This window comes from Vibrio sp. R15-SG3-ISO1A, assembly GCF_059833955.1.
Genome location: NZ_JCBDGH010000072.1, coordinates 12,630 through 35,437 on the forward strand (window position 1 = coordinate 12,630; position 22,808 = coordinate 35,437).

At 51.1% G+C, this 22,808-nt stretch carries 24 protein-coding genes; 1 reads left to right on the plus strand and 23 read right to left on the minus strand.

Annotated elements, in window-relative coordinates; translation table 11 throughout:
- Positions 1 to 27: 27 nt before the first annotated feature.
- Both aroC and prmB read right to left on the minus strand, forming a co-directional pair.
- On the minus strand, positions 28 to 1,113 hold the full coding sequence (gene aroC, locus AC6R0L_RS12000) for a chorismate synthase (RefSeq protein ID WP_334555261.1): 1,086 nt from the start codon (positions 1,111 to 1,113) through the stop codon (positions 28 to 30).
- Positions 1,114 to 1,306: 193 nt separating this feature from the next.
- Positions 1,307 to 2,239, minus strand: a complete 933-nt coding sequence (gene prmB / locus AC6R0L_RS12005) for a 50S ribosomal protein L3 N(5)-glutamine methyltransferase (RefSeq protein ID WP_334555260.1) — start codon at positions 2,237 to 2,239, stop codon at positions 1,307 to 1,309.
- 63 nt (positions 2,240 to 2,302) lie between these two features.
- Here prmB and smrB point away from each other — a divergent pair, with 63 nt between their 5' ends.
- Complete coding sequence (smrB, locus tag AC6R0L_RS12010; protein WP_334555259.1) at positions 2,303 to 2,833, plus strand: endonuclease SmrB; 531 nt, start codon at positions 2,303 to 2,305, stop codon at positions 2,831 to 2,833.
- 3 nt (positions 2,834 to 2,836) lie between these two features.
- Here smrB and flhB read toward each other — a convergent pair whose 3' ends face one another.
- The 21 genes from flhB to fliD all read right to left on the minus strand — a co-directional run.
- Positions 2,837 to 3,967 (minus strand): flagellar biosynthesis protein FlhB, encoded by a 1,131-nt coding sequence (gene flhB, locus AC6R0L_RS12015; RefSeq protein WP_334555258.1) that lies wholly within the window; start codon positions 3,965 to 3,967, stop codon positions 2,837 to 2,839.
- 9 nt (positions 3,968 to 3,976) lie between these two features.
- On the minus strand, positions 3,977 to 4,759 hold the full coding sequence (gene fliR / locus AC6R0L_RS12020; RefSeq protein WP_334555257.1) for a flagellar biosynthetic protein FliR: 783 nt from the start codon (positions 4,757 to 4,759) through the stop codon (positions 3,977 to 3,979).
- An 8-nt stretch (positions 4,760 to 4,767) separates the two neighbouring features.
- Positions 4,768 to 5,037 carry a flagellar biosynthesis protein FliQ gene (gene fliQ, locus AC6R0L_RS12025; RefSeq protein ID WP_487902641.1) on the minus strand — a complete coding sequence of 90 codons (270 nt, stop codon included), beginning with the start codon at positions 5,035 to 5,037 and terminating at the stop codon, positions 4,768 to 4,770.
- Positions 5,038 to 5,049: 12 nt separating this feature from the next.
- On the minus strand, positions 5,050 to 5,904 hold the full coding sequence (fliP, locus tag AC6R0L_RS12030; protein ID WP_334555277.1) for a flagellar type III secretion system pore protein FliP: 855 nt from the start codon (positions 5,902 to 5,904) through the stop codon (positions 5,050 to 5,052).
- Between the two features lie 19 nt (positions 5,905 to 5,923).
- The gene (gene fliO / locus AC6R0L_RS12035; protein ID WP_487902640.1) at positions 5,924 to 6,265 is read right to left on the minus strand and encodes a flagellar biosynthetic protein FliO; all 342 of its coding nucleotides are present in this window, start codon (positions 6,263 to 6,265) and stop codon (positions 5,924 to 5,926) included.
- 3 nt (positions 6,266 to 6,268) lie between these two features.
- On the minus strand, positions 6,269 to 6,679 hold the full coding sequence (gene fliN / locus AC6R0L_RS12040; RefSeq protein WP_334555254.1) for a flagellar motor switch protein FliN: 411 nt from the start codon (positions 6,677 to 6,679) through the stop codon (positions 6,269 to 6,271).
- 20 nt (positions 6,680 to 6,699) lie between these two features.
- Entirely contained in the window at positions 6,700 to 7,749 is a 1,050-nt protein-coding gene (gene fliM, locus AC6R0L_RS12045) for a flagellar motor switch protein FliM (protein ID WP_334555253.1), read from the minus strand.
- Between the two features lie 7 nt (positions 7,750 to 7,756).
- Positions 7,757 to 8,254 carry a flagellar basal body-associated protein FliL gene (fliL, locus tag AC6R0L_RS12050; RefSeq protein ID WP_334555252.1) on the minus strand — a complete coding sequence of 166 codons (498 nt, stop codon included), beginning with the start codon at positions 8,252 to 8,254 and terminating at the stop codon, positions 7,757 to 7,759.
- 37 nt (positions 8,255 to 8,291) lie between these two features.
- Complete coding sequence (locus AC6R0L_RS12055; RefSeq protein WP_500629277.1) at positions 8,292 to 10,394, minus strand: flagellar hook-length control protein FliK; 2,103 nt, start codon at positions 10,392 to 10,394, stop codon at positions 8,292 to 8,294.
- A gap of 126 nt (positions 10,395 to 10,520) precedes the next feature.
- A complete protein-coding gene (gene fliJ, locus AC6R0L_RS12060; protein WP_334555250.1) occupies positions 10,521 to 10,961 on the minus strand; it encodes a flagellar export protein FliJ in 441 nt (146 codons plus the stop codon).
- A 6-nt stretch (positions 10,962 to 10,967) separates the two neighbouring features.
- Positions 10,968 to 12,290: a flagellar protein export ATPase FliI gene (fliI, locus tag AC6R0L_RS12065; protein ID WP_487902638.1), complete on the minus strand. Its 1,323-nt coding sequence runs from the start codon at positions 12,288 to 12,290 to the stop codon at positions 10,968 to 10,970.
- Positions 12,290 to 13,093, minus strand: a complete 804-nt coding sequence (gene fliH, locus AC6R0L_RS12070) for a flagellar assembly protein FliH (RefSeq protein WP_500625995.1) — start codon at positions 13,091 to 13,093, stop codon at positions 12,290 to 12,292. The genes fliI and fliH overlap by 1 nt, the downstream gene beginning before the upstream one ends.
- Positions 13,094 to 13,200: 107 nt before the next feature.
- Positions 13,201 to 14,253: a flagellar motor switch protein FliG gene (fliG, locus tag AC6R0L_RS12075; protein ID WP_487902636.1), complete on the minus strand. Its 1,053-nt coding sequence runs from the start codon at positions 14,251 to 14,253 to the stop codon at positions 13,201 to 13,203.
- Positions 14,246 to 15,988, minus strand: coding sequence for a flagellar basal-body MS-ring/collar protein FliF (gene fliF / locus AC6R0L_RS12080; RefSeq protein ID WP_500629278.1), 1,743 nt, complete (start codon positions 15,986 to 15,988; stop codon positions 14,246 to 14,248). The genes fliG and fliF overlap by 8 nt, the downstream gene beginning before the upstream one ends.
- Before the next feature lie 15 nt (positions 15,989 to 16,003).
- Positions 16,004 to 16,315, minus strand: a complete 312-nt coding sequence (fliE, locus tag AC6R0L_RS12085) for a flagellar hook-basal body complex protein FliE (protein ID WP_334555246.1) — start codon at positions 16,313 to 16,315, stop codon at positions 16,004 to 16,006.
- Between the two features lie 96 nt (positions 16,316 to 16,411).
- A complete protein-coding gene (locus AC6R0L_RS12090) occupies positions 16,412 to 17,818 on the minus strand; it encodes a sigma-54-dependent transcriptional regulator (RefSeq protein ID WP_500629279.1) in 1,407 nt (468 codons plus the stop codon).
- 2 nt (positions 17,819 to 17,820) lie between these two features.
- The gene (locus AC6R0L_RS12095) at positions 17,821 to 18,879 is read right to left on the minus strand and encodes a sensor histidine kinase (RefSeq protein WP_334555244.1); all 1,059 of its coding nucleotides are present in this window, start codon (positions 18,877 to 18,879) and stop codon (positions 17,821 to 17,823) included.
- Between the two features lie 120 nt (positions 18,880 to 18,999).
- On the minus strand, positions 19,000 to 20,466 hold the full coding sequence (locus AC6R0L_RS12100) for a sigma-54 dependent transcriptional regulator (protein ID WP_334555243.1): 1,467 nt from the start codon (positions 20,464 to 20,466) through the stop codon (positions 19,000 to 19,002).
- Positions 20,467 to 20,721: 255 nt separating this feature from the next.
- The gene (gene fliS, locus AC6R0L_RS12105) at positions 20,722 to 21,132 is read right to left on the minus strand and encodes a flagellar export chaperone FliS (protein WP_500629280.1); all 411 of its coding nucleotides are present in this window, start codon (positions 21,130 to 21,132) and stop codon (positions 20,722 to 20,724) included.
- A gap of 12 nt (positions 21,133 to 21,144) precedes the next feature.
- Entirely contained in the window at positions 21,145 to 21,468 is a 324-nt protein-coding gene (fliT, locus tag AC6R0L_RS12110) for a flagellar protein FliT (RefSeq protein WP_500629281.1), read from the minus strand.
- On the minus strand, positions 21,452 to 22,808 hold a 1,357-nt coding region (gene fliD / locus AC6R0L_RS12115; RefSeq protein WP_500629282.1), incomplete at its 5' end, for a flagellar filament capping protein FliD. The genes fliD and fliT, both read right to left, overlap by 17 nt.

The following is a 22,808-nucleotide window of genomic DNA, read 5'->3' on the forward strand; positions in this document are numbered from 1 at the left end:
GGCTTCCTTGCGAAGCCGTTTGTACGATTAAATTTTCGGGGTTTGCGTCGTGACACCGTGGTTTTGACCGCGATGACGCAGCAAGTGATCCAGCAACACAATCGCCAGCATGGCTTCAGCAATCGGCACTGCGCGAATGCCAACACAAGGGTCATGGCGGCCTTTGGTAATCAGCTCGGTCGACTCCCCTTGCTTGGTGATGGTTTCACCCGGTACGGTAATGCTCGACGTTGGTTTGAGCGCGATATTCGCGACAATGTCTTGCCCAGTCGAGATACCGCCTAAGATGCCACCAGCATGATTGCTACCAAAACCGCTCGGCGTGAGAGTATCACGATGCTGGCTGCCTTTTTGGCTTACCACATCAAAACCATCGCCGATTTCGACGCCTTTCACCGCGTTGATGCTCATCAGTGCATGCGCAATGTCGGCGTCTAGGCGATCAAATACTGGCTCGCCAAGTCCAACGGGTACGCCAGTGGCGACCACTTGCAATTTGGCACCGATAGAGTCGCCCTGTTTTTTCAAATCTCGGATCAATTGATCGAGCTGCTCGACCTTATCCACATCCGGGCAGAAAAATGGGTTGTTCTCGATCTCATCCCAATCGACTTTCTCAATGGCGACATCGCCCATCTGCGATAGGTAAGCGCGAATTTCGACACCAAACTCTTGCTTAAGGTATTTCTTCGCAATAGCGCCCGCCGCAACGCGCATCGCCGTTTCACGAGCAGACGAACGGCCGCCACCTCGATAATCACGCACCCCATACTTTTGATGGTAGGTGTAGTCAGCATGACCGGGACGGAACTTGTCTTTGATCTCTGAGTAGTCTTTTGAGCGTTGGTCGGTATTTTCAATCAGCAAACCGATCGAAGTCCCGGTCGTTTTCCCTTCAAACACACCGGAAAGGATTTTTACTTCATCAGGTTCGCGGCGTGCAGTGGTATAGCGAGAAGTGCCTGGACGACGACGGTCGAGATCCGTTTGAATATCTGCTTCTGAGAGGTCTAAACCTGGAGGGCATCCGTCAACGATACATCCTAGTGCGATACCGTGACTTTCTCCGAATGTGGTCACTCGGAAATGTTGTCCGATACTGTTTCCTGCCATTACTTCCTCGTATTATTTCAGCCTTGTCAATTAGGCTTTACACGTCAATTGTTCGTTTTTTCATAGTGTCTTTATTACGGTTTGATGTAAAGCCCCAAGCCAGAACTATTTTTGTTCAGCTTGCCGCGAAAACGCTAGAGAGCAAAACGCCGAGCAAAAGCTCGGCGTTTGGGCGTGCACAGTTGGCAACAAATCAGTCTTTGTACAACTTGAATTCATCGGCGCAAGCGACGAGTTGGTCACGAGTCAACAAGAAGACACCATGCCCGCCATTTTCGAACTCTAGCCACGTGAATGGGATGTCTGGATATTGCTCCATCATGTGCACCATGGAGTTGCCCACTTCACAAATCAAAATACCCTTATCGGTCAAGTAATCAGGGGCATTGGCAAGAATGCGGCGCACCAGCTTGAGACCATCACTGCCCGCCGCTAAGCCGAGTTCAGGTTCATGGGTGAACTCTTGCGGCAAGCTGTCCATGTCTTCTTGATCCACATACGGTGGATTCGTGACAATTAAGTTGTAACGCTCTTTCGGTAAATCGCGGAACAGATCCGAGCGAATTGGGAAGACTTGTTGCTCCATGCCGTGATCTTGAACGTTCTGTTCCGCCACTTGCAGCGCGTCGGATGAAATATCAATGGCGTCCACTTCCGCCTCTGGGAAGGCGTACGCACAAGCGATGGCGATACAACCACTGCCGGTACACATATCCATAATGCGCGTCGGCTCTTCGATTAGCCAAGGTTCGAACTGAGCTTGAATCAGCTCACCAATCGGAGAGCGTGGCACCAAGACACGTTCATCGACGAAGAATTCCAAACCACAGAACCAGGCACGATTCGTCAGATAGGCGGTAGGCGTGCGCTCATTGATGCGTTTCACCACACGCTCGACGACGCGCAGGCGCTCACTGCTGGTCAAACGAGAGTTGAGAACATGGGGAGGCACATCAATCGGCAGATAGAGTGTGGGTAGGATCAACTGAACGGCTTCATCCCAAGCATTGTCAGTGCCGTGACCGTAAAATAGGTGAGCGGCGTTGAAACGGCTGACCGTCCAGCGAATCATATCTTGAAGGGTATGCAGTTCCGATACCGCTTCTTCTACAAAAATCTTATCCAAAATTGCCTCCGAAAAGCGCTACAATACTGCCAATAGCATTAATCATACCTATTGAAATCACCCATGAACAAAAAAGACACCGATATTGATGACGATTTCGCCCTCTTCAGGGATGCAGTACAAGGCGTAAAAAAGTTGCGACAGGATACCATAGTCCAACAGCCAAAAAGAAACACTAAGCAGAAAGAAATCACACGCAGCGCACGTGAAGCGAGCGACTCGGAGTTTTACTTCTCTGACGAGTTTGTACCGCTCCTCAATGAAGAAGGGCCAACACGCTACGCCCGCGACGACGTGTCACAGTATGAGGTGAAGCGACTCCGCCGTGGCGTGTACGTGCCTGATGTCTTTTTGGATATGCACGGCATGACGCAACTGGAGGCCAAGCGTGAACTTGGCGCGATGATTGCCTATTGCATCAAAAACGAAATTGCCTGTGCCTGTGTTCAGCATGGCATCGGCAAACACATCCTGAAGCAAAAAACGCCGCTATGGCTGGCCCAGCACCCCGATGTGATGGCGTTTCACCAAGCACCGCTTGAGTTTGGTGGCGATGGCGCGTTGCTGGTTTTACTCTCGATCCCCGAAAAATAATCGTTACTGGCGCAAATCTGGCGGGATAGGGAGTTCGGACGCCTTGAGCTTCGGCCTTTGACCGCCCCGTTTGCGATACTGCTTGAGCTGGAACACATACGCCAACACTTGAGCCACTGCGGTAAACAGCCCATCTGGGATCTCTTGCTCCAACTCTGTCGAATGATACAGGGCCCGTGCCAATGGCGGAGCGGGGATCACGTAGATATCATGCTCTCGCGCCACTTCTCGAATTTTAAGCGCCATGTGATCGGTCCCTTTCGCGACCACAATCGGCGCGCGATCTTTGTCTTGCTTGTACCTGAGCGCCACGGAAAAGTGCTCTGGGTTGGTAACAATCACATCCGCTTGCGGCACTTCTGCCATCATCCGCCGCTGCGCGGCTTCCCGTTGTAGCATCCGAATACGGCCTTTTACCTCAGGTTTACCCTCGGTCTCTTTGTACTCGTCTTTGACCTCTTGCTTGGTCATTTTCAATTGGTTGGCGTGCTGCCAGATTTGGAACGGAATATCGATAGCGACCACCACCAGCAAAGAGCAGGAAATCAAGAGCACAAAGTTGAGTAAGATATCGAGCGCATGGAAGATGTTTTGCGGGTAAACGTCCATACTCAGCTGAAACAAATCCTGCTGCGCTGAGTTGATAAGAAAGATCGCCACGCCGGTCACCAGCGCCACTTTGAGAATGGATTTCAGTAGCTCGACCCAGCTTTGCAGACCGAACATGCGCTTAAAACCACTCAGCGGGTTCATTTTTGACCACTTGGGCGTCGCGGCTTCTGCAGAAAAGCTGATGCCACCAACACCCGCTGCGCCAATCAGCGCGGCAACAAACAGCGTCACCAGAATCAGCAATAATGGTAATATCAAACTGCCTAACGACCCGAGGGCGATGTCGAACAGTTTGACTTGATCAAACACTTCCTCACGCGACAAAGTGAACAAGCGGCGCATTACTTGAAACAAGCCACGTGCCAACCCTTCACCAAACCACATTAAAGCAATCGCGCCCACCACAAGGACGGAGACCGACGCCAGTTCTTTAGACCTTGCAACCTGCCCTTTCTCTCGAGCCTGTTGCAAGCGCCTGGGCGTGGCGTCTTCGGTGCGTTCTTGACCGTCGGATTCTGCCATCGCGCTCCCTTAACAATCCAACCGGATGAAGCGGCACACTTGCGCTTCACCTTGTAACCAGAATAGCTCATAGTGGCTATACAGGCCGGCGATAATGTACCAACAGAGCAGCAAACCCACCATCAGCGCAAAAGCAAAACCGAGCGAGAAGATATTCAACTGCGGCGCCGCACGTGTCATAACACCAAACGACAGGTTGATGGTCAGTAGCGCAATAATGCCAGATAGCGACATACTCAGTGCAACGTTAAACATGATCCCCAGCCAGCTCGCCAACTCTTGAAAATCGGCATTCGTCAGCGACCCTGAGCCTATGGGTAGAGATTGAAAACTCATCACCACCAGCATGATCATCTTTAGGTGGCCATCCGTCGCCAGAAAGAATAACGTTGCCAAAAACATGAACAGTTGACCGAGCAGCGGCGTATTCTGACCATTGGCAGGGTCTACCATAGACGCAAAACCCAAGCTCGACTGCATACCCAAGATTTGGCCGAGAATGACGAAGGTTTGAATCATAAATTGGGTCACGGTACCCATCGCCACGCCGATGATGATCTGCTCAAGTAACGTCATAAAACCGGCGAATGAGAGCAACTCTATGTTATCGGGGACGGCGGGAATAGCGGGCATAACGGCAAAGGTGATGGCCAAACCCAAATAGAGTCGCACACGAGTAGAGACAAACCGCGCGCCGGTCACCGACATCACCATCAACATGGCGGCAATACGCGTGTAGGGCCAAAAGTAGTTGGCAATCCAGTCGAGGACGACGCTAGCGGGATATTCCATGCCCGCTCCTAATAGAGAACCTGAGGCAGCCGCTCAACCATGGCAAAGAAATACTCCATGAGCATTTGTGTCATCCAGTGAGCAAACAGCATTAACGCTAGCAATGTGACAATCAAACGTGGCAAGAAACTCAACGTTTGTTCGTTAATCGACGTTGCGGCTTGGAAAATCGCCACCACAAGACCAATCAGCAAGCTTGGGATAATGATGGCGCACACCATAATGAGCACCATCCACAGTGCGCCGCGAAACATTTCGACAAAAACCTCTGGCGTCATGGTCTCCTCCCGCTACAACGCAAAACTGCCGGCCAAGGTCGACAAAATCAGGTTCCAACCATCCACCAGCACAAACAGCATCAGTTTGAATGGCAGCGAGACGATCATGGGCGAGAGCATCATCATACCCATGGCCATCAAGACAGAAGCGACCACTAGGTCAATGATGAGGAAAGGCAAAAAGAGCATAAAGCCGATTTGAAACGCCGTCTTGAGCTCAGAAGTAATGAACGCCGGGATCAGCACCGCCATCGACACCTCTTCTGGAGCGGTTGCGTCGGAGCCCGAAATGTTGACAAAGGTTTCCAGATCTTTAACACGCGTCTGTTTGAGCATGAAATCTTTCATTGGCACTTGCGCCAAATCGAACGCGTCACGTGCCGTGATTTGTTCATTGATGTAGGGTTGAATCGCGTCGTCGTTAATTTTACTCAGTACTGGCGACATGATGAAAAAGGTCAGAAAGATAGCAATGCCAATGATCACTTGGTTCGACGGCGTCTGCTGCAAACCCATCGCTTGACGCAAAATCGACATCACGACAACGATGCGGGTAAATGAGGTCATCAAAATGACCATGGCAGGCAAAAAGCCCAGCATGGTCATCAAAGCGAGAATCTGTAGATTGACGGAATAGTCTTCTGTGCCGTCAGGGTTGGTGGTCATGGTAAAGGCAGGGATACCGCCGCCTCCGCCGGTCAAGCTACCGGTCGACAACGTTTGTGCGCTGCTACCGGAAGCGCCTTGTTCACGCTCCATCGCCGAGACAGTCACAGACGATGCGCCCGCCGCATTGCTCGGTACCGATGTCGCTAACTCCTCCTGTGCGACCACCGCCGTAGAGAGAAGAGACCATAGCAAGGTCATCCAGACCCAAAAAGTTCGACTACGATTTATCATTCTTTTTCAATAGCTGAGTCAGTTGGCTTGCAAACGGACTGGTGGCTAACTCCTCCTGAGAAAGTGGCTTATCCAACTTCGCAATCAACTGGATAGACTGCGCCGTCACGCCGACTAAGAACTGCTCTTCTCCGGCTTGAACAATCACGATACGCTCTTTGGTGCCCACCGCGATTTGGCGTACTACACTCAACCCCGGCTGATTGCCAATAGCGGGAACGCGCATTCGCTTGAGTAGCCAAGCCAAAAACAAAATAAAAGCAACAACGAACAAAAGCGACCCAAAGGTGGTCGCTATGTCTAACTGGCTATCGGTTGCAGGCCCCATGGCTTAACGAAGCTTCTTAATACGCTCAGTTTGGCTGATAACGTCAGTCAAACGGATACCAAACTTGTCATTGACCACCACCACTTCACCGTGGGCAATCAAGGTGCCGTTGACCAATACATCGAGTGATTCCCCGGCCAAGCGCTCAAGTTCGACCACTGAACCTTGGTTGAGTTGCAGTAGGTTACGAATGCTGATCTGCGAGCGGCCCACTTCCATAGAGATGGTGACCGGAATGTCCAAGATGGTATCGAGCTTACGGCGCTCGTCATCGGAAATGGGTGAGGAGGTGTCTTCTAACTCATCCAGTTGCGCTGACATCACTTCATCCACATCGATCTCTGGCGCGTTGGGATCTTCTCCTAGGGCTGCCGCCCATTCATCCGCCAGTTTCTGATCGTCACTTGGTTCCATACCTAATTCCTACTCTTCAATTAATCTTCAATGTCGCCTTCGTCATCTTCTAACTCGGAGATAACATCTTTGCCCAAGAAGGCAATATCGGTTTTCACTACATCGGGACGCTTAATTTTTTCCGATATTTGTACCGCAAGGTTTTCCCCTGAACGGCCCATTTTGACCCGATAGGTCGGTAACTCTTCCACAAACATGGTGGCGTGCTCTGGCATATGGATCGGGATAATATCGCCAGGGCGCAGCTCCATCAGGTCGCGCAGGGAAATATCTTGCTCGAGCAAGTTAACGCGAAAGTTCACTGGGACATCCATGATCTCTTCGCGTAGCGCCGTACTCCAGCGCACGTCAGTTTCCATCTTATCCGATTGAACACCGGCATCGAGTAGCTCACGGATCGGCTCTACCATTGAGTATGGCATCACGACATGGAAATCGCCGCCCCCGCCATCCACTTCGATATGAAACGAACTCACAACGATCACTTCCGTCGGGCTGACAATGTTCGCCATGCTCGGGTTCACTTCGGAGTCGAGATACTCAAACTCGACCCCCATCACAGGCGACCATGCTTCTTTGTAATCTTCAAAGACGATTTTGAGCAGCAATTGAACAATTCGACGCTCGGTCGGGGTAAATTCACGCCCTTCAATCCGCGCGTGAAAACGGCCATCACCGCCAAAGAAGTTCTCCACCAAAATGAACACTAAGCGTGCTTCCATGGTGATCAGCGCCGTACCTTTTAGAGGTCGAAAGCGCACCATGTTTAGACTGGTCGGTACGTAAAGTGTATTTTGATACTCGCCGAACTTCATCATCTGCACGCCGTTGATCGAGACTTCAGCGGTTTTACGCAGCATGTTGAACAGGCTGATACGCATATGACGAGCAAAGCGTTCGTTAATCAGCTCGAGGGTTGGCATCCGACCACGAACAATGCGGTCTTGAGAGGAAAAGTCAAAATCGACGGCACTCGCGTCTTGCTCGTTACTCTCTTCTTCTATCTCATCGACGTCATCGACGCCGTGAAGCAGCGCATCGATCTCATCTTGGCTTAATAGATCAGTCACGCGTCACCTATTGCATTACAAAATCAGTAAATAGCACACGTTCAATCACAGGCTGACCCACAGCTCTGGTCAAACTGGCCTTGATGTCATCCGTCGCTTTGTCGCGCAGCTCCACGCGTCCGTTGACGCTGCGTAGTTGGTCCACCGTTGCCGAAGCAAACGTGCTCAGCAGGGAACTCTCGATCAGTGGCGAGTGATAGCGGGCCAGGTTTTCATTTTCGCTGCCACGCACCATCAACTGCACTTTGATCTGTACCATGCGGTCACGTTTATCGCCCGTCACGTTAAACAAAAACGGCTGAGGAATATTGACATAAGAGACAGGCTCGGCGGGCGTCACCACTTGCTGTTGCGTTGCAGCCTGTTCACCCGAGGGCTCATCTGACCCCATCAAAAAGAACGCGGCACCACCACCGCCAAGCAGCAAGACAACAACAACGGCCACTATGATCAGTAATTTGCCTTTCCCTTTGGGAGCTTCTGCGGTGATATCTTCGTCTGCCATAACTTAACGGTCTCTAAATCCTAGTTTTTCTAACAGTTTAAGCGTAATAACTGATTCCATCACGCTTTGTTGCTACATTCAAATCAAGATTGGTGTCTGGTTCAAGGTTTTCTTCACCGCCAAAGGCGTGATTGCTGCTCCCTTGACCATTTCCTTGCCCACTGCCTGTTGCATAGCGTCCTTGCTGCTGGCCAGAGGCCTGTTGCTGAACGGAGGTGTCTCCCAGCTGAACCCCTTGCTGAGCGAGCATTTCACGCAGTCTTGGCATCGATTGCTCGATAATATCGCGCGCGCCTTGGTTGGCGACAGTAAAGTGGACAGTGGCGCCGTCACCATTCATGTTCATGCGAATTTGTAAGCGGCCTAGCTCAGGGGGATCAAGGCGAATGTCGATGTTTTTTAAGTTTTTCGACATCATCATCTGTACGCGCTCTGCCACTTGATCCGCAGCCACATCACGGCTGAGCTGCAAAGGAACTTGCGCAGGATTGGCTTGCTCCGCACGCATGCCATTAGGTTGAGAGCCAAGCTGCTGCCCACTCGCGGCGGCCAACTGCTGAGCAAAATGCTCTCCCGATGCCGCCTCTTTACTCTCCCCACTTTGGGCGGCGCCCACCGCGACTTTCGCTCCCAACGCCGATTTTAACAGTGCCTGCTCTTGCAGTGCCGGGTTCGCCGCCACATTCGGCATCGCGCTGACGCTTAGGTCGGTGGGTATAGGCGATGTGGGGATCGCTTGCGCGGCAGCGTTAGGAATAGGCGAAGTCGCAGCCTGTTGCAGCGGCGTAGGTGTCACTGACTGCGTTTGATGTATCGCTTGTTGCACTGAGTGCGCGAGCACCGCTTGCTGAGATTTCACTTGCGGATCTCGGGCCAGATTGACCTCCTCTTTGACCACCGCCTCACCTTGTACGGCCCAAGGGATGGCTGTTGCTTGCGTTGGCGTTTCGGTATCCGTAAGAGTATCGGCCGATACGGTTTGGGGCTCTGCAGTCAAGGAGGCAGCAGAGACATTGGCCGCTTGCTCTGCTCTGTTCGTATCAACGCCAGCTTCGCTAAATTCGGTGCCTACCGTCATGGCGCTGGCATTCAGTGCGTTTGGCACTGCGGTCGCATCGGCTTGATGTTGCTCGGTGTTGAAACCGTGTTGAGTCGACTTATCTACAGGCAGTGCATCGGTTGGTGTGGGTTCTTGTCCCGCTTTTGCCGCCACACTCGCGGTCACTGCAGCGGCAACCTGAGGCGAAGCACCATCTTGTTCGCTATCCACAAGTGGAGACTCCACATTAAGGTACTTTTTCGCCGATTCCGCTTTCGCCAGCTCAGATACCTCGCTTACAGCAAGCGATTCGCCATCGCTGCCAGTAGCCGAGGCCGAAGACGCGGCGGCTTGCACTGCATTTGCATCTTGACCTTCATCTCTCGCCTGGCTATTTGCGTGCAGGGTTTCGCCGTGCACTCTCACCGTTTCACTCTCATTTGAGCGCACAAAGGATTCTGGTTGGGTCTTTTCATCGCCTTGAGCGGAGATGGCGGCGGCTTGAACAGACACTTGCCCTTGAGCAGACACTTTAGGCGTATCCGTTGCAGGATCGAGCTTGGCGGCATTGGCATCATGAGGCAAGTTCTTGCCGTCTTTTGCCTTGAGGGCGCGATTAGATTCATCCAGACGCTGCAATACTTGGTCATTGTCGGACACAATTTTCGCCGCTTGGTCTTTCGGTAGGGAGGCCTCGCTATCATCCGTCGCAGCCAACACCTTAGCTGAGGCTACGCGATCGCTTTCGCCTTTTGCACCGTCGGCTTTCGAACTTACCGATTCGGCCTCGAGTAACTCGTCGGTAGATTGATTGGCGGTCGATGTCGACTTATCGCCGTTAGACGTTGACTTAGACGCCTCACTCGCGCTTACTTGCTCTGTGGGGGCTTTTTCTGCGGGTGCTTTCTCTACAGGGACTTTGCCTTGCGCTTTTACCCCATCACCGGAGCCGTCACCTTTTCCGCCTTCACCTTTAATCAGCCCAGCGAGTTTAGAAAAAAAGCCTTCTCCACTGTTTTTCTCAGTGCTGGCCTCACCCGTGCTTGGCGCGACCTTAGCGGCTTTTCCGCTGTCAGAAACAGACGATAAATTGATATTCATAGTTGAGCTACTCACAGTTAATCATCTCGAAACAGCGCAGAGACGGAACAGGGGTTAGCTAGATATCAGCAAAAATCACGCCATAGTTGGATGCTAATACGAAGTTTTTACGATGCTAATGAGCGATCAGTTCGGCTTTCGACGTGAATATTGCAAGGTGGCAAACTCATCCATCAGCTTTTGCTCGCGATGCTCTTGTTCACGCGCTTTTTCACTGCGTTTTTTCTCCATCAGCCATTCATACGAACGTCGCTGTTTGCGACGCTCCAGCCAGTGCTGCTCACAGCTTTCTACCTGACTCTTAAAATGGTGCTCGGCTTTCTGCTGCTTGGCGAGGGTCTCATCGAGCGTGGTTAAAAAGCGGTTTAAGTGGGTATATTGGCTAGCCGTTAACCCTTGCTGACCTCGTTCAACCAGTTGCTGGCAGTAATCTAGGCGGTATTGCTCAATCTGTTTGAGCTGTCGGTAATAGCCTTCTAGCTCACCGCGAGCCTGTGTAAGCGCCATGACCGCCTGATTTTCCTGTTCTTTCGCCTGCTCTAGCAAGAATGCCAACGCGTTATCCATCGACTATCACTCCCCTTGCAGCAAGTTCTTGAGCATATTTACGCACATATCGTACGGCACGCTCTCTTTCATTCCTTGCTGTAGATAACCATCGAGTTTCGGCTTGATAGTAAACGCGCCATCAATCGCTGCATCGGTACCCGGTTTGTAAGCACCAATAGAGACCAGATCTTGATTCTTGCGACAAATCGAGAGGATTTGTCTCACCGCTTTGGACATCAAAATATGCTCATCGGTGGTGATCTGTGGCATGACACGACTGACCGATTTTTCGACATCAATCGCTGGATAATGACCCGCATCGGCCATTTCTCGCGAGAGCACAACGTGACCATCGAGAATGGCTCGCGATGCGTCTGCTATCGGGTCCTGCAGGTCATCCCCTTCGGTCAGTACGGTAAAAAATGCGGTAATGGAGCCCTGATCGGGGCCACCGTTACCGGCTCGCTCCACCAAAGCGGGCAATTTGGCAAAGACCGAAGGCGGGTAACCTTTGGTTGCGGGCGGTTCGCCAACCGATAGCGCAATTTCACGCTGCGCTTGAGCAAAACGGGTTAAGGAGTCCATTAAAAGCAGGACATCGAGCCCTTGATCGCGAAAATATTCCGCAATGGTCAGGGCGGTCTGGCACCCTTTCAAACGCATCAACGGTGAGGCATCGGCGGGCGCTGCGACCACCACAGAGCGCTGGCGACCATCCACACCCAAAATTTCTTCGATAAACTCTTTCACTTCTCGGCCACGTTCACCGATCAAGCCGACCACCACCACTTGCGCAGTAGTACCTCGAGTCATCATACCGAGTGTCACCGACTTACCGACACCAGAACCGGCGAATAGACCAATACGCTGGCCTTTGCCCACCGTCAATAAGCCGTTGATCGCTTTAATGCCCACATCCAGCGGCTCCGTGATCGGTTTACGTGCCAGCGGATTAATCGGCTGCGCATTAAACGAGGCTTTTTTCTCGGTATAAATCGGGCCAAGACCATCGAGTGGGTTGCCTACGCCGTCAATCACTCGACCAAGAAGCTCCATACCAACAGGCAGGCCTGCATCACTGGTCAGCGGCGTCACTTTCGCCCCGGGCAGCACGCCTGTGATCTGCTCACTCGGCATCAAAAAAAGGTTGTCGCCAGAAAAACCGACCACTTCGGCTTCCATTTCACCGTGCATGGTTTCCACGGTACACAAACTGCCGATCGGAGCCCGGCACCCGGTCGCTTCGAGCGTTAATCCCACCACGCGAATCAACTTACCGGACGCCACTGGGCGACACGTTAACCCGTGGGTTTTGTACTGGCCAAGACGCTGAGCGAGCTCGAGCATCACTCACCACCTTGATGGCGATTGACACCACAAAAGCTTTGGATCACGCTGCGAATCCTATCTTCAAGGCGATAGTTGACACTCGACTCCCCCGCTTCAATTTGTACATCGCCCCGATTAAGAGCAGGCTCACTCATCAAGCTCCAATTACGCAGGTTCAATTCGTCTTCGCCATAGGCAGAACGGATAATAGCGACATCGTCGGGGTGAAGTTTTAAGGTAATCGCGTGACCGGAAATAGGCAGAGATTCCACCGACTGTTTGATAGTGTCTAGAATGACTTGAGGATTGGTTTGAACTTCGACATGCACCACCTCTTTCACCAAGACGAGGACCATATCGACTAACTGTTTTTCCACTTGGGCATTCATCAGTTCAAGCGGCTGAGCGAATTGGTTGGCTAAGTTGATGAAGGTATCCACTTGTTCTTTGATAAAGGCTTCGCCTGCCGTGACACCTTCTTGACGGCCCGCTTCGAGCCCTTCTTGATGGCCTTCCGCTAAGCCTTGCTCTTTGCCTTTCTCATAACCTTGCTTGAAACCGGCTTCTTGACCTTGCAGCAATCCATCTTGATACGCCTGCTGCTTGATGTGCTCAATTTGCTCATCGGTCAGCTCAACGGGCGCCTCTTCTTCAGGTTCGGTGGGCAAAGGCATCCAGCTCGGATCGTAATTCAGCGCTGTTTCTTTAGCTTGCTTGTGAGTGTGTGACGTGTAGTCAGGCATGCCCCAGCGCTCCGCTTTTTGGACCACCACTTCTTCATCATCCAATCGTAAAAAACCGCGCTTTCTTTCTCCGGCCATAACACTTTTACTCACTGAGTTACTGATCGTTCACTGAATTACTGATCGCTCTTCGCGTTGATTTGCGTTGCGGTCATCACTCGGTTAAGAGATGATGACCCAAACCATTACAAGAACTCGTCTGCGCCGCCGCCAAGCATAATTTCGCCCGCATCGGCCATGCGACGGGCAATCGCCAAGACTTCTTTTTGAGCGGTTTCCACGTCCGACACCTTGATCGGAGGCATGGCTTCAAGATCATCACGCATCATCTCAGCTGCACGCTTAGACATGTTCTTGAAGATCTTCTCGCGCAATGCGTCATCGGCACCTTTGAGTGCACGCTGCAACGCATCTTGCGGAACATCACGCAGCAATTTTTGGATACCTTGGTCGTCGACCTCGATCAAATTCTCGAACACGAACATCAAATCTTGGATTTGTGTCGCCATATCTTCGTCTTGATCGCGCATCTGCTCCATCAAGACGCCTTCGATGTTGTTGTCCATGTAGTTCATGATTTCGGCTGCGGCTTTCAGGCCACCAATCTTGGCGGCTTGCGCCCCTGCTTGACCCGCAAACTGCTTCTCCATGATTTCGTTTAGCTCGGCCAATGCTGAAGGCTGGACTTCCTCGAGGTTCGCAATACGCATCATCAAATCGAGACGATCGCGCTCGGCAAACTGAGACAAAATCTCCGCCGATTGATCGGGCTCTAGGTAGGACAAGACAATGGTTTGAATCTGCGGGTGTTCGTTGACGATGATGCTGGCCACTTGACGTGGGTCCATCCACTTGAGGGAATCAAGACCTTTCGAGCCCGTACCCAGCAGGATTTGGTCAACCAAGTTATTCGCTTTGTCTTCACCGAGCGCCGCCACTAGGGCATTACGCATGAAGTCTTCGCTACCCATACCAATGTTGGTGTATTTTTGGATATCTTCAAGAAAAGCGCGGTGCACCGCCCCGACTTTGTCTTGACTTAAATCCGACGCGCGCGCCATAGCGCTACCCACGCGTTGTACTTGTTTGGGCTCTAAGTGGCGAATAATGCCTGCTGCGTCCTCTTCGTTGAGACTCAACAATAGAATCGCCGCGCGCTCCTCACCCGGTATTGATTCAATATCCACGGTGTTTTCAGATTCTTCACCGCCACCCTGTGGGACCATTTCGTTAGGCATTTTGCATCCAGTTCTTCACAACTTGTGCCGCGAGTTCCGGCTCATTCGCAACCAATGCACGAACCGCTTTCAGCACGTCTTCATCTTTGTGTAGATTTGGAAGGTCAATACTTGAGCCAAACTCAAACAGCTCGCCACCTTCTAAATCACTCCCAATTAAACTTGTTTCACCATCGGCGCCAATCGGTAAGCCATCTGGGCCATACAATTGATCGTCGTCATCCGATGCTGGGTTGAGCAGTTTCTTCATGGCTGGGCGCACAAGTACCAGTACCACCACGATAATCACGAGCGCACTAGCAAACCAACGTACCCAGTCGTTGAAATTCGGGTGTTCCCATAGTGGCACATCTTGGACGATATCCATCTCTGGCTCAGCAAATTGCATGCTCAGCACATTCAATAAATCACCGCGATTTTCGTTAAAGCCAACAGCGCCGACCAACACTTGTCGAATCGAGTTTAGGTCCGCATCCGAGAGCGGCTCGTAGGTTGTCTCACCGGTTTCAGGGTTGACCACAGCACGATTTTTTATCGCGACGGCGACCGTTTGGCGATTCACGACACCTGTTTGACGACGCTCATGACTGATGGTGGTATCGAGTTCGAAGTTGCGCGTCGCTTCTTTATGTACAGAACCCTGGCCAAGTAGCGACCCATCTTTCATTTGGGCCACATCTTGAGGAATGGAGGCATCGGCAGGGGGTTGGTTACTCAGTGCGCCTGGCACGCCAGCGACCACATTGCCATTGTTGTAATCTTCAAGGGTGTATTCACTGCGCGTTGCCGGCGTATTAGGGTCAAAGCTCTTACGCGTCTGTTCGACCGCACTAAAATCAAGTTGGATATCGACCTGCGCGGTGTAGTTGCCAAAGCCTAATATTGGGATCAATACGGAATCAATTTTGTCACGCAAGGCTTGCTCTTGTTTACGCTCTAGCTCATGCTCTTTGCGTCTTGCCGCAGAGGCTGGATCTTGCGAGCCAGAGCTCAGTAAACGCCCATGCTGATCCGTCACGGTAATACGGGTCGGCTTCATGCCCGGAACTGCGCTCGCGACCATATCCACAATCGAGTCGACCTCTTCTTGCTTAAGGCTGGTGCCGGTACGCAAAGTCAAAAATACCGACGCTGAGGCCTCTTGATTGTGACGCACAAATACACTTTGCTTAGGCAGCGCAAGCAGCACACGCGCTTTGCGTACTTGGGTCATCTCTTCTATCGCTTTAGAGAGTTGGCGTTCACGGCTGAGCTTAAGACGCTCTTGCTCGAGACGTTGCGAAACCCCAAATCCCATGTCTTGCAGCAAGATCTCATCACCCGCCTGTTTCTCGGTGTTGAGGCCCGCGCGGACCATATTGAGTTTGAGTGAGTTGTAATCGCTCGCAGGCACTAAAATAGTGTTGCCGTCGAGTTTGTAGTCTAGCTTTTGCTGATCAAGGTAGTCTAAGACAGGAATCAATTCCTCGGTATCGTACGCACCGAGTGGACGCATATCGGGCTCTTTGACCCAAAAAAACAGCATCACAATCAATGCGACACAGATTGAGATCGACAGAACCAGCACCACTTGACGCAGCAGGTCGAGATCGCCCACCGCCATATCAAACTTGGAGCTGCTTTTTTCATCAAGATCGGGGTTTTGACCACCGCTATCGATATCCGTCGATAGCATGGTGCTATCGACATGGTCATCCGCTACGGTTAGGTCTGTGGATTGAGTTGGTTCTGCCACCGTCGATACCTACTATTAAACTGGCATATTCATCAATTCTTTGTACGCTTCAACAAACTTGTTTCGTACTTGGATTGTCGCATCAAAAGCCACGCTCGATTTGTTGCGGGCAATCATGACATCAGACAAAGAGACATCTTCATCTCCGCGGTCAAAGCGCATTTGTAAGTTGCTCGAGGTTTTCGAAAGTTGATTGACGTTATTGATGGCATTGTTGAGTAAGTCGCCAAAATCCGCCCCGACCGTATGACCAGTGGCAGCAGGTCTGGTGTTACTTGCTTCAAACATCATGGCTTGCATTTCGCCTTGAAAACCGTCAATTTTCATCCGTACCTCGATTGTCAACTCTTTGACATTTTGTTCTGCTGTTTCTCTGACGCTGCAAACTGCATGCCACGTTTGAATGAGACGAAAAATAGCACGTTAGTTAGGAATATCAATCCCCGCATCACGCATTTTCGCTAACTTGTAGCGCAAGGTACGTGGGCTGATACCTAGCTTCTCGGCCATCTCTTTGCGGCGCCCTTGGCACTCGGCCATGGTCTCCAAAATGATTGCGTATTCTTGGTCACGAAGCTCGCCTCCCAAGCCACTTCCCCCTGAGAGCTGACGCGATGCCTCCGCTTCAGCAATCGGCTTGACCTCCGGCGCCATCACATGACTCTCTTGAACGACTTGTTGTAAGCCTGACGCGTCATGCCAATCGTGCCCTTCCAACAGAATGTGCTCAGCGTGAATCTGCCCTTGATCGCTAAGAATCAGGGCACGTTGCACCACGTTATCCAATTCACGTACGTTGCCAGGCCAACGGTAAGTCAGCAATTTATGAATCGCACTTTGCTCCAACTGCGGAACCGGCATCCCAAGTTTTGAACAGTGACGCTGCATCAAGTGATTAGCGAGCGGTTCAATATCCCCCGGTCGGTCACACAGTGCTGGCCAAGTAATCGGAAAGACGTTGAGGCGGTAGTACAAATCTTCGCGAAAATGCCCTTCTTGGACGTATTGCTTAAGATCGCGGTTACTGGTCGCCAGTACGCGCACGTCCAGTTTGATGCTTTTGCGACTCCCCAAACGTTCCACTTCTCGCTCTTGCAAAACTCGCAGTAGTTTGGCTTGTAGGCTCAAGTCCATCTCACTGATTTCGTCGAGTAAAATCGTACCGCCTTGCGCTTGCTCAAATTTACCCGGACACGCTTGAACGGCGCCCGTAAAGGCCCCTTTCTCATAACCAAATAAGGTAGCTTCAAGCATATTATCTGGGATCGCGGCGCAGTTAATCGCGACAAAAGGGCCCTCTTTGCGCAATGACGCATTGTGTATGTAGCGCGACATCACCTCTTTGCCCGAACCGCTTGGGCCAAGCACCATCACGCTCGCATCGGTTTTCGCCACTTTATCGGCCAACGCCAGCAACTTAAGGCTTTTTTGGTCCGCGACTACAGCGTCGCCATTGTCATCCGATTTGATCGGCGCGTATCGGCTGACCATATTAAGTAGGACTTCTGGAGCAAAAGGTTTTGCCATGTAGTCAATGGCGCCCTCTTTCATCGCTGACACGGCATCTTCGATATTGGCGTAGGCCGTCATCAATAGTACCGGCAAGTTAGGCCAGTGCTGCTTGATGTTTCTTAGCAAGGCGAGACCGCCCATGCCTGCCATTTGCACATCAGAAACAACGATATCCACCTCTTGGCTTTTTAGCTTAACCAACGCGTCTTCGGCGCTGTCCGCTTCAAGCCATTCGTACCCCGCCAGCGCTAACGTATCGACCAACGCTTCGCGTAGACCTTCATCGTCTTCAACGATCAGTACTTTGCTTTGAGCCATTGTTATTCTCCAGTGCTTAGATCTTGATTGGGTTCCACGTTGCGCTGCAACGGAATACACATGGTGAAGCATGCGCCATCACCCGGTTCTGATATGAGCTCTAAACGCCCATCGTGCGCTCGACACACCATCTGTACTACCGCAAGGCCAAGCCCAGTACCTTGGGAGCGTGTGGTGAAAAAGGGCTCCATGATTTTGCTTTGCAGCTCAGGGGGTACCCCTGGGCCACTGTCTTGAACCGAGATTTTCAGTTCACCCTTCACGGGCCTAAAAAAGACGTCGAGTTGAGACTCTTTGCCTGCAATTTGGATCGCATTCATCACCAAATTACTCAAAGCTGAGGCTAGCGCATTGGCATTGCCGAGTAGTAAGGTCTCTTCTTGCTCTACTTCTAAATGATAGTCTATCTGATTGTTCTTCAACGCGGTCTCCACCATCGGGGAGAACTCATCCACTAACTCGCCAATGCAAAAAGGTTTAACGACTTTGTTGTCGCCACCTTTTGCAAACAGCAACATGTCGTTGACCTGTTTTTCCAAATCGTGCAATCGATCCATTAATTTGGATTGAAAGCGGTCTTTCGTTGCAGGAGGCAGATTCGGCGCCGCCAAATTGGAAGCGTACAACATGGCACTCGACAGAGGCGTTCTCACCTGATGGGCCAGCGACGCCACCATGCGACCAAGCGAAGAGAGCCTCTGTAAATCACTGATGCGCGACTGCAACAAACGCGTCTCGGTAAGGTCAGTGATGAGAATCAGTTGCCCCGTCGCCGAGGCGGAAATCGCCAGTCGGACTTTGCGCCCATTGCGCAAAGAAATTTCATGGCCGTCGTCCTCGCGCGGCGCAAACGCGTGCTGAATCACTTCAAACCAACGCGACCCCACCAGCGGGACTTCAAGTAGTTTTTGCGCTTCAGGGTTGGCTTCTCGTACAACACCTTGTGTATCGAGCAAAATGACGCCGGCGGGCATCACATCCAATACTTGCTGATAACGTGCTACTTGCTCTTCGAGCGTGCCCAATGGCATCGCGGGTTCTGTCGGTGGGTTTGAGGTCATGTCGACATTCTTATCGTAAATACAACAATAGCCTGAAATGCAAATTGCATACCAGGCTATTTTATATATTTTTCAAAAACTTACAAAAGTCGATTATTTGACAGTTGAGTTTTTGTCACTTTAGCGCTGCAAATTATATTTGCGCATTTTCTCAACTAAGGTGGTGCGTCGCATGCCTAACATATCCGCTGCGCGTGCCACAACACCACTTTGCGCTTCAAGGGCTTGATTGATCATGTTGACCTCAAGCTCTGCGAGCATCTCTTTGAGATTGACTCCTTCGGGTGGCAGATCTTGCGGCGCGTTGTCAAACTCTTGAAATGGGTCGCTCCCTTCGAAGCTAAAATCTTCAGAGAAAATATCATGTAAGGCATCACGCTCCTGCTCTTCAACCGACTCCGTGGAGTGGTACTCTGGTTGAAACTCAGGAATGTCACTGTAACGATACTTGGTGGGTAAGTGGTTAACGTCAACCAAACTGTTGGGATAGAGGATAATCATACGCTCTACCAAGTTCGCGAGCTCGCGGACATTGCCTGGCCACTCATGTTCCATCAATGAATTGATAGAACGAGGCGTGAAGCAAATAGGCTGCGATCCTTCCGATTCCATTCGCGTCATCAACTCTTGCAATAGCAACGGTATGTCTTCTTTACGATCACGCAGAGCGGGCATTTCGATTGGAAAAACGTTGAGACGATAGTAGAGGTCTTCGCGGAAAGATTGATCCACAATCATATTATCAAGGTTCCGGTGAGTAGCGGCAATCACTCGTACGTTGACACGAATCGTGGTGTTGCCCCCAACACGTTCAAATGTGCGCTCTTGCAAAACCCGCAACAGTTTAACCTGCATCGGCATCGGCATATCGCCGATTTCATCCAAAAAGAGCGTACCGCCTTCTGCCAGCTCAAAGCGCCCTTTTCTTGAAGTGATCGCGCCGGTAAACGCGCCCTTTTCATGACCAAACAGTTCGCTTTCCAGCAGGTCCGGTGGAATAGCGCCGCAGTTGATCGGCACAAAAGGCCCATTGCGTCGCGCTGAGTGGTAATGAATATTGCGTGCCACCACTTCTTTACCTGTACCGGACTCACCCAGAATCAATACATTCGCTTCCGTGCCAGACACTTGCTCGATTAGGTGACGCACTTCCTTAATGCCCATGCTCTGGCCAACCAGACTTCGGAACAAGGTGTTTTTTCGAGTCGATGCAGAGACATTTACACCTTTGCGGCCTAGAAAGTCTTTGCAGTGGCGTAAGGCTTCACTGAGTTGCGGGTAATTTAATGGGTATTCGAGATCGCCAACATAATTGGTCAGCTCATCGACGGGATAAGAATGCGTACCGGCTATCAGTAAAGGGATATGGTTGGCAGAGGCCAGTTTTTCACTCAGGCTTGCAGGCAGTGAGTCTCCAATCAGGGAACCGACGATACAGCCGCCCCACAAACCAGACCAATTGGGCTCTTCTAATTGGCGAGAAGAGATGGCCTCACACTGTTCTCCTACAAACTCCAATATGTTACTCAGATTGATTCGCGCCTGCGCGTCATCCTCAATCACGAGAATTTTTGCTAAACCTTGCATAGGTGAGAATATTTGCCTTTTATCAGAAACGTTGTGGCTGTTTTATCTGTTCTAACGTCTTTCAATTACAGTGTAGGTGTAACGACAGAGAATGTATAAACTTCTACAACAAAAATAAGCCACTAGGCTACGTAGTGGCTTATATTCTATGTGATAAATAGCAAAAGGCAACCGAGCAATAACTCGGTGTGATGTTAAGCCAAAAGCGCGTTAATGAAAGGCTTTCGACTTAACATTTCTTGACCGAAGTGCGGGTTAAATGCCCACTTCTGCTGCGGTAAGGTTATGAAACTCAGTGGGTATTTGATCCCATGCTGATTTGATTTCACGTATAATCTCAATCACATCGTCAATAGGCTGCGGTTCATTTTTATGATTCGCTTCCGTGATCTGAGTGATCATAAACTCATAGAGTTGGTCGAGATTCTGTGCAATGTCACCGCCATCATCCATCGATAAGCAGCTGCGTAAGCTGATGATGATGTCTAACGCTTTACCCAAACGCTCTCCCTTCACTGGAACATTGCCAGCTTGCATTGCTGCTTTCCCTTGAATAAGACGCTCGATAGCTCCAGCCATCAGCATTTGCACTATCTTATGCGGGGAGGCCGCACTGAGCTGGCTATCAACCGATACCTTCTTGTAAGCCTGTAAAGAACCACGCATAACTATCCTCTTTTATAAAAACTTTTTGTACTGCTGAACCGAGCGTTGACCATGACGATACTGTTTTAGCGCTTGGCCTGCGAGGGCCGTTTTCTGTTGCATCAACTTCACCATGGCTGCAGTGTCATCTATGGCGCGTTGCCAAGCCGGCAATTGCGCTAACTCAGGGCACTGTTCGATCATGCAGAGTAACTTCTGCAATATCTGTTCCCTTGTATCGACTTGGGCGGTGATTTCTTCAGTATTTATGTCATCTATTGAAAGCAGATGGCCAATAGCTTGATCAATATCACACAAAGTGGCCAGTTGCGCCGAAAAATCATCCGCCAAGTGCATTCATCATCCCTGCTAACTGTGATTGCATTTTACTGGTCGCGTCCTGCATCGCCGAAAATTTGGCGTGAGTTCGCTGCTCCAAACTCTCCATGCGGCGATCCAGTGCCGCCTGATCATCTCGAAGACCATAGTTGCGCTCAATCATGCTCTGCTCACGAGTTCGAATCGACCCAGTCGCGCCAGTTAACCCTTGAATGGCATCTTCCACTTTTTTGGCAAACCCTTGATTGCCACCAAAGAAGGCTTCAAGCTTATTGAAGTTATTGTTGATTTGCCTGTCGAGCATCGCGTAATTAATCTCAAGATTACCCTGACGTGTGGTGGTGATACCAAACTCGGTTAATGTTTTGAGGTCATCCGGCGCGGGCTCGATAGCGGATGAGAAAACAGATTTCAACCTAGCATCGGCATTGCGGACGATACTGTCGCCTGATAGTGGGCCCGCCATGCCTGTACGGGGATCGACTCCAGACAGTTCTTTTGAGACTTTATAGAACTGATTGTAAGCAGCAACAAACTGCTCAATATCTTGGCGTACACCTTCTCGGTCATACTCAATATCGATTTCCGATGCGGGTTTTCCGGGCGTCGTACGACCTTTTAAGGTTAAATCGACCCCTTCAATGGCATTTTCGATAATGTTGTTGTCACTCGACAACTGGGCGACACCATCAAGCATCACTTTGGAGTCTTGGGCTGCTTGGACCTGCGTCATCCCGCGATAAGACTCAAAAGAGCGTTGTGCGTCCTCAAGGGCTTTTTGCGCGGCATCGACACGCTCTAGATATTCGCGCTCTTCTTTCGGTAATTTCGCTCGCTCCAACTCTTTGGCTTGTTCCGCCGTCAATTCGCCAGCATCAACGCGCTGCTGAAGCGCGGCTTTTTCGTCGGCCACCTTCTGCTCAATACGGGCTTGTTCTGCTTCGAGCTTGGCTTGCGCCTCTTTAGGCGTCACGTAGGAGTCTGTCAGTGTGCCTGACGCGGTGTTACTCCATCCAGGGACATCACCGGCTTTCTCGCGCGCTTTGGCATCGAGCTCAGGCTCTGGTTCCCAATAAGAGTCGAGCAAAGTCCCTGAAGCGGTTTCCGTCCAACCTGGAATGCGATCTTCTGGTTTGATGTACTTGTTCGCCTCAACACCCGCGCCGGCCGCCGCTGCTGCTGCACTATCGGACAGCTCATTCCCTGCTGATGCATCTTTGGCGGCGTTAGGGTCGGCTTGAATGGCCGCTTGCTTTGAGGCATCGGCAATTTCCTGATCGACAAGTTTTGCCGCTTCGATGTTTCTTTGCGCGATTTTGTCGGCAACCGCTTGCTCTTCTGGAGTGAGAGGGACAAGC

Excerpts from the sequence above, each read along its gene's own strand:
- fliL (WP_334555252.1), bottom strand. The coding sequence starts at position 8,254 with ATGGCAGACGAAGATATCACCGCAGAAGCTCCCAAAGGGAAAGGCAAA.
- fliN (WP_334555254.1), bottom strand. The coding sequence starts at position 6,679 with ATGGAACCAAGTGACGATCAGAAACTGGCGGATGAATGGGCGGCAGCC.
- fliR (WP_334555257.1), bottom strand. The coding sequence starts at position 4,759 with ATGGAATATCCCGCTAGCGTCGTCCTCGACTGGATTGCCAACTACTTT.
- AC6R0L_RS12055 (WP_500629277.1), bottom strand. The coding sequence starts at position 10,394 with ATGAATATCAATTTATCGTCTGTTTCTGACAGCGGAAAAGCCGCTAAG.
- fliG (WP_487902636.1), bottom strand. The coding sequence starts at position 14,253 with ATGCCTAACGAAATGGTCCCACAGGGTGGCGGTGAAGAATCTGAAAAC.
- aroC (WP_334555261.1), bottom strand. The coding sequence starts at position 1,113 with ATGGCAGGAAACAGTATCGGACAACATTTCCGAGTGACCACATTCGGA.
- fliJ (WP_334555250.1), bottom strand. The coding sequence starts at position 10,961 with ATGGATAACGCGTTGGCATTCTTGCTAGAGCAGGCGAAAGAACAGGAA.
- smrB (WP_334555259.1), top strand. The coding sequence starts at position 2,303 with ATGAACAAAAAAGACACCGATATTGATGACGATTTCGCCCTCTTCAGG.
- fliQ (WP_487902641.1), bottom strand. The coding sequence starts at position 5,037 with ATGACGCCAGAGGTTTTTGTCGAAATGTTTCGCGGCGCACTGTGGATG.
- fliS (WP_500629280.1), bottom strand. The coding sequence starts at position 21,132 with ATGCGTGGTTCTTTACAGGCTTACAAGAAGGTATCGGTTGATAGCCAG.
- fliE (WP_334555246.1), bottom strand. The coding sequence starts at position 16,315 with ATGAAAATTGACGGTTTTCAAGGCGAAATGCAAGCCATGATGTTTGAA.
- fliO (WP_487902640.1), bottom strand. The coding sequence starts at position 6,265 with ATGGGGCCTGCAACCGATAGCCAGTTAGACATAGCGACCACCTTTGGG.
- AC6R0L_RS12095 (WP_334555244.1), bottom strand. The coding sequence starts at position 18,879 with ATGACCTCAAACCCACCGACAGAACCCGCGATGCCATTGGGCACGCTC.
- fliT (WP_500629281.1), bottom strand. The coding sequence starts at position 21,468 with ATGCACTTGGCGGATGATTTTTCGGCGCAACTGGCCACTTTGTGTGAT.
- fliP (WP_334555277.1), bottom strand. The coding sequence starts at position 5,904 with ATGACCTTGCTATGGTCTCTTCTCTCTACGGCGGTGGTCGCACAGGAG.
- AC6R0L_RS12100 (WP_334555243.1), bottom strand. The coding sequence starts at position 20,466 with ATGCAAGGTTTAGCAAAAATTCTCGTGATTGAGGATGACGCGCAGGCG.
- AC6R0L_RS12090 (WP_500629279.1), bottom strand. The coding sequence starts at position 17,818 with ATGGCTCAAAGCAAAGTACTGATCGTTGAAGACGATGAAGGTCTACGC.
- fliH (WP_500625995.1), bottom strand. The coding sequence starts at position 13,093 with ATGGCCGGAGAAAGAAAGCGCGGTTTTTTACGATTGGATGATGAAGAA.
- fliI (WP_487902638.1), bottom strand. The coding sequence starts at position 12,290 with ATGCTCGAGCTCGCTCAGCGTCTTGGCCAGTACAAAACCCACGGGTTA.
- flhB (WP_334555258.1), bottom strand. The coding sequence starts at position 3,967 with ATGGCAGAATCCGACGGTCAAGAACGCACCGAAGACGCCACGCCCAGG.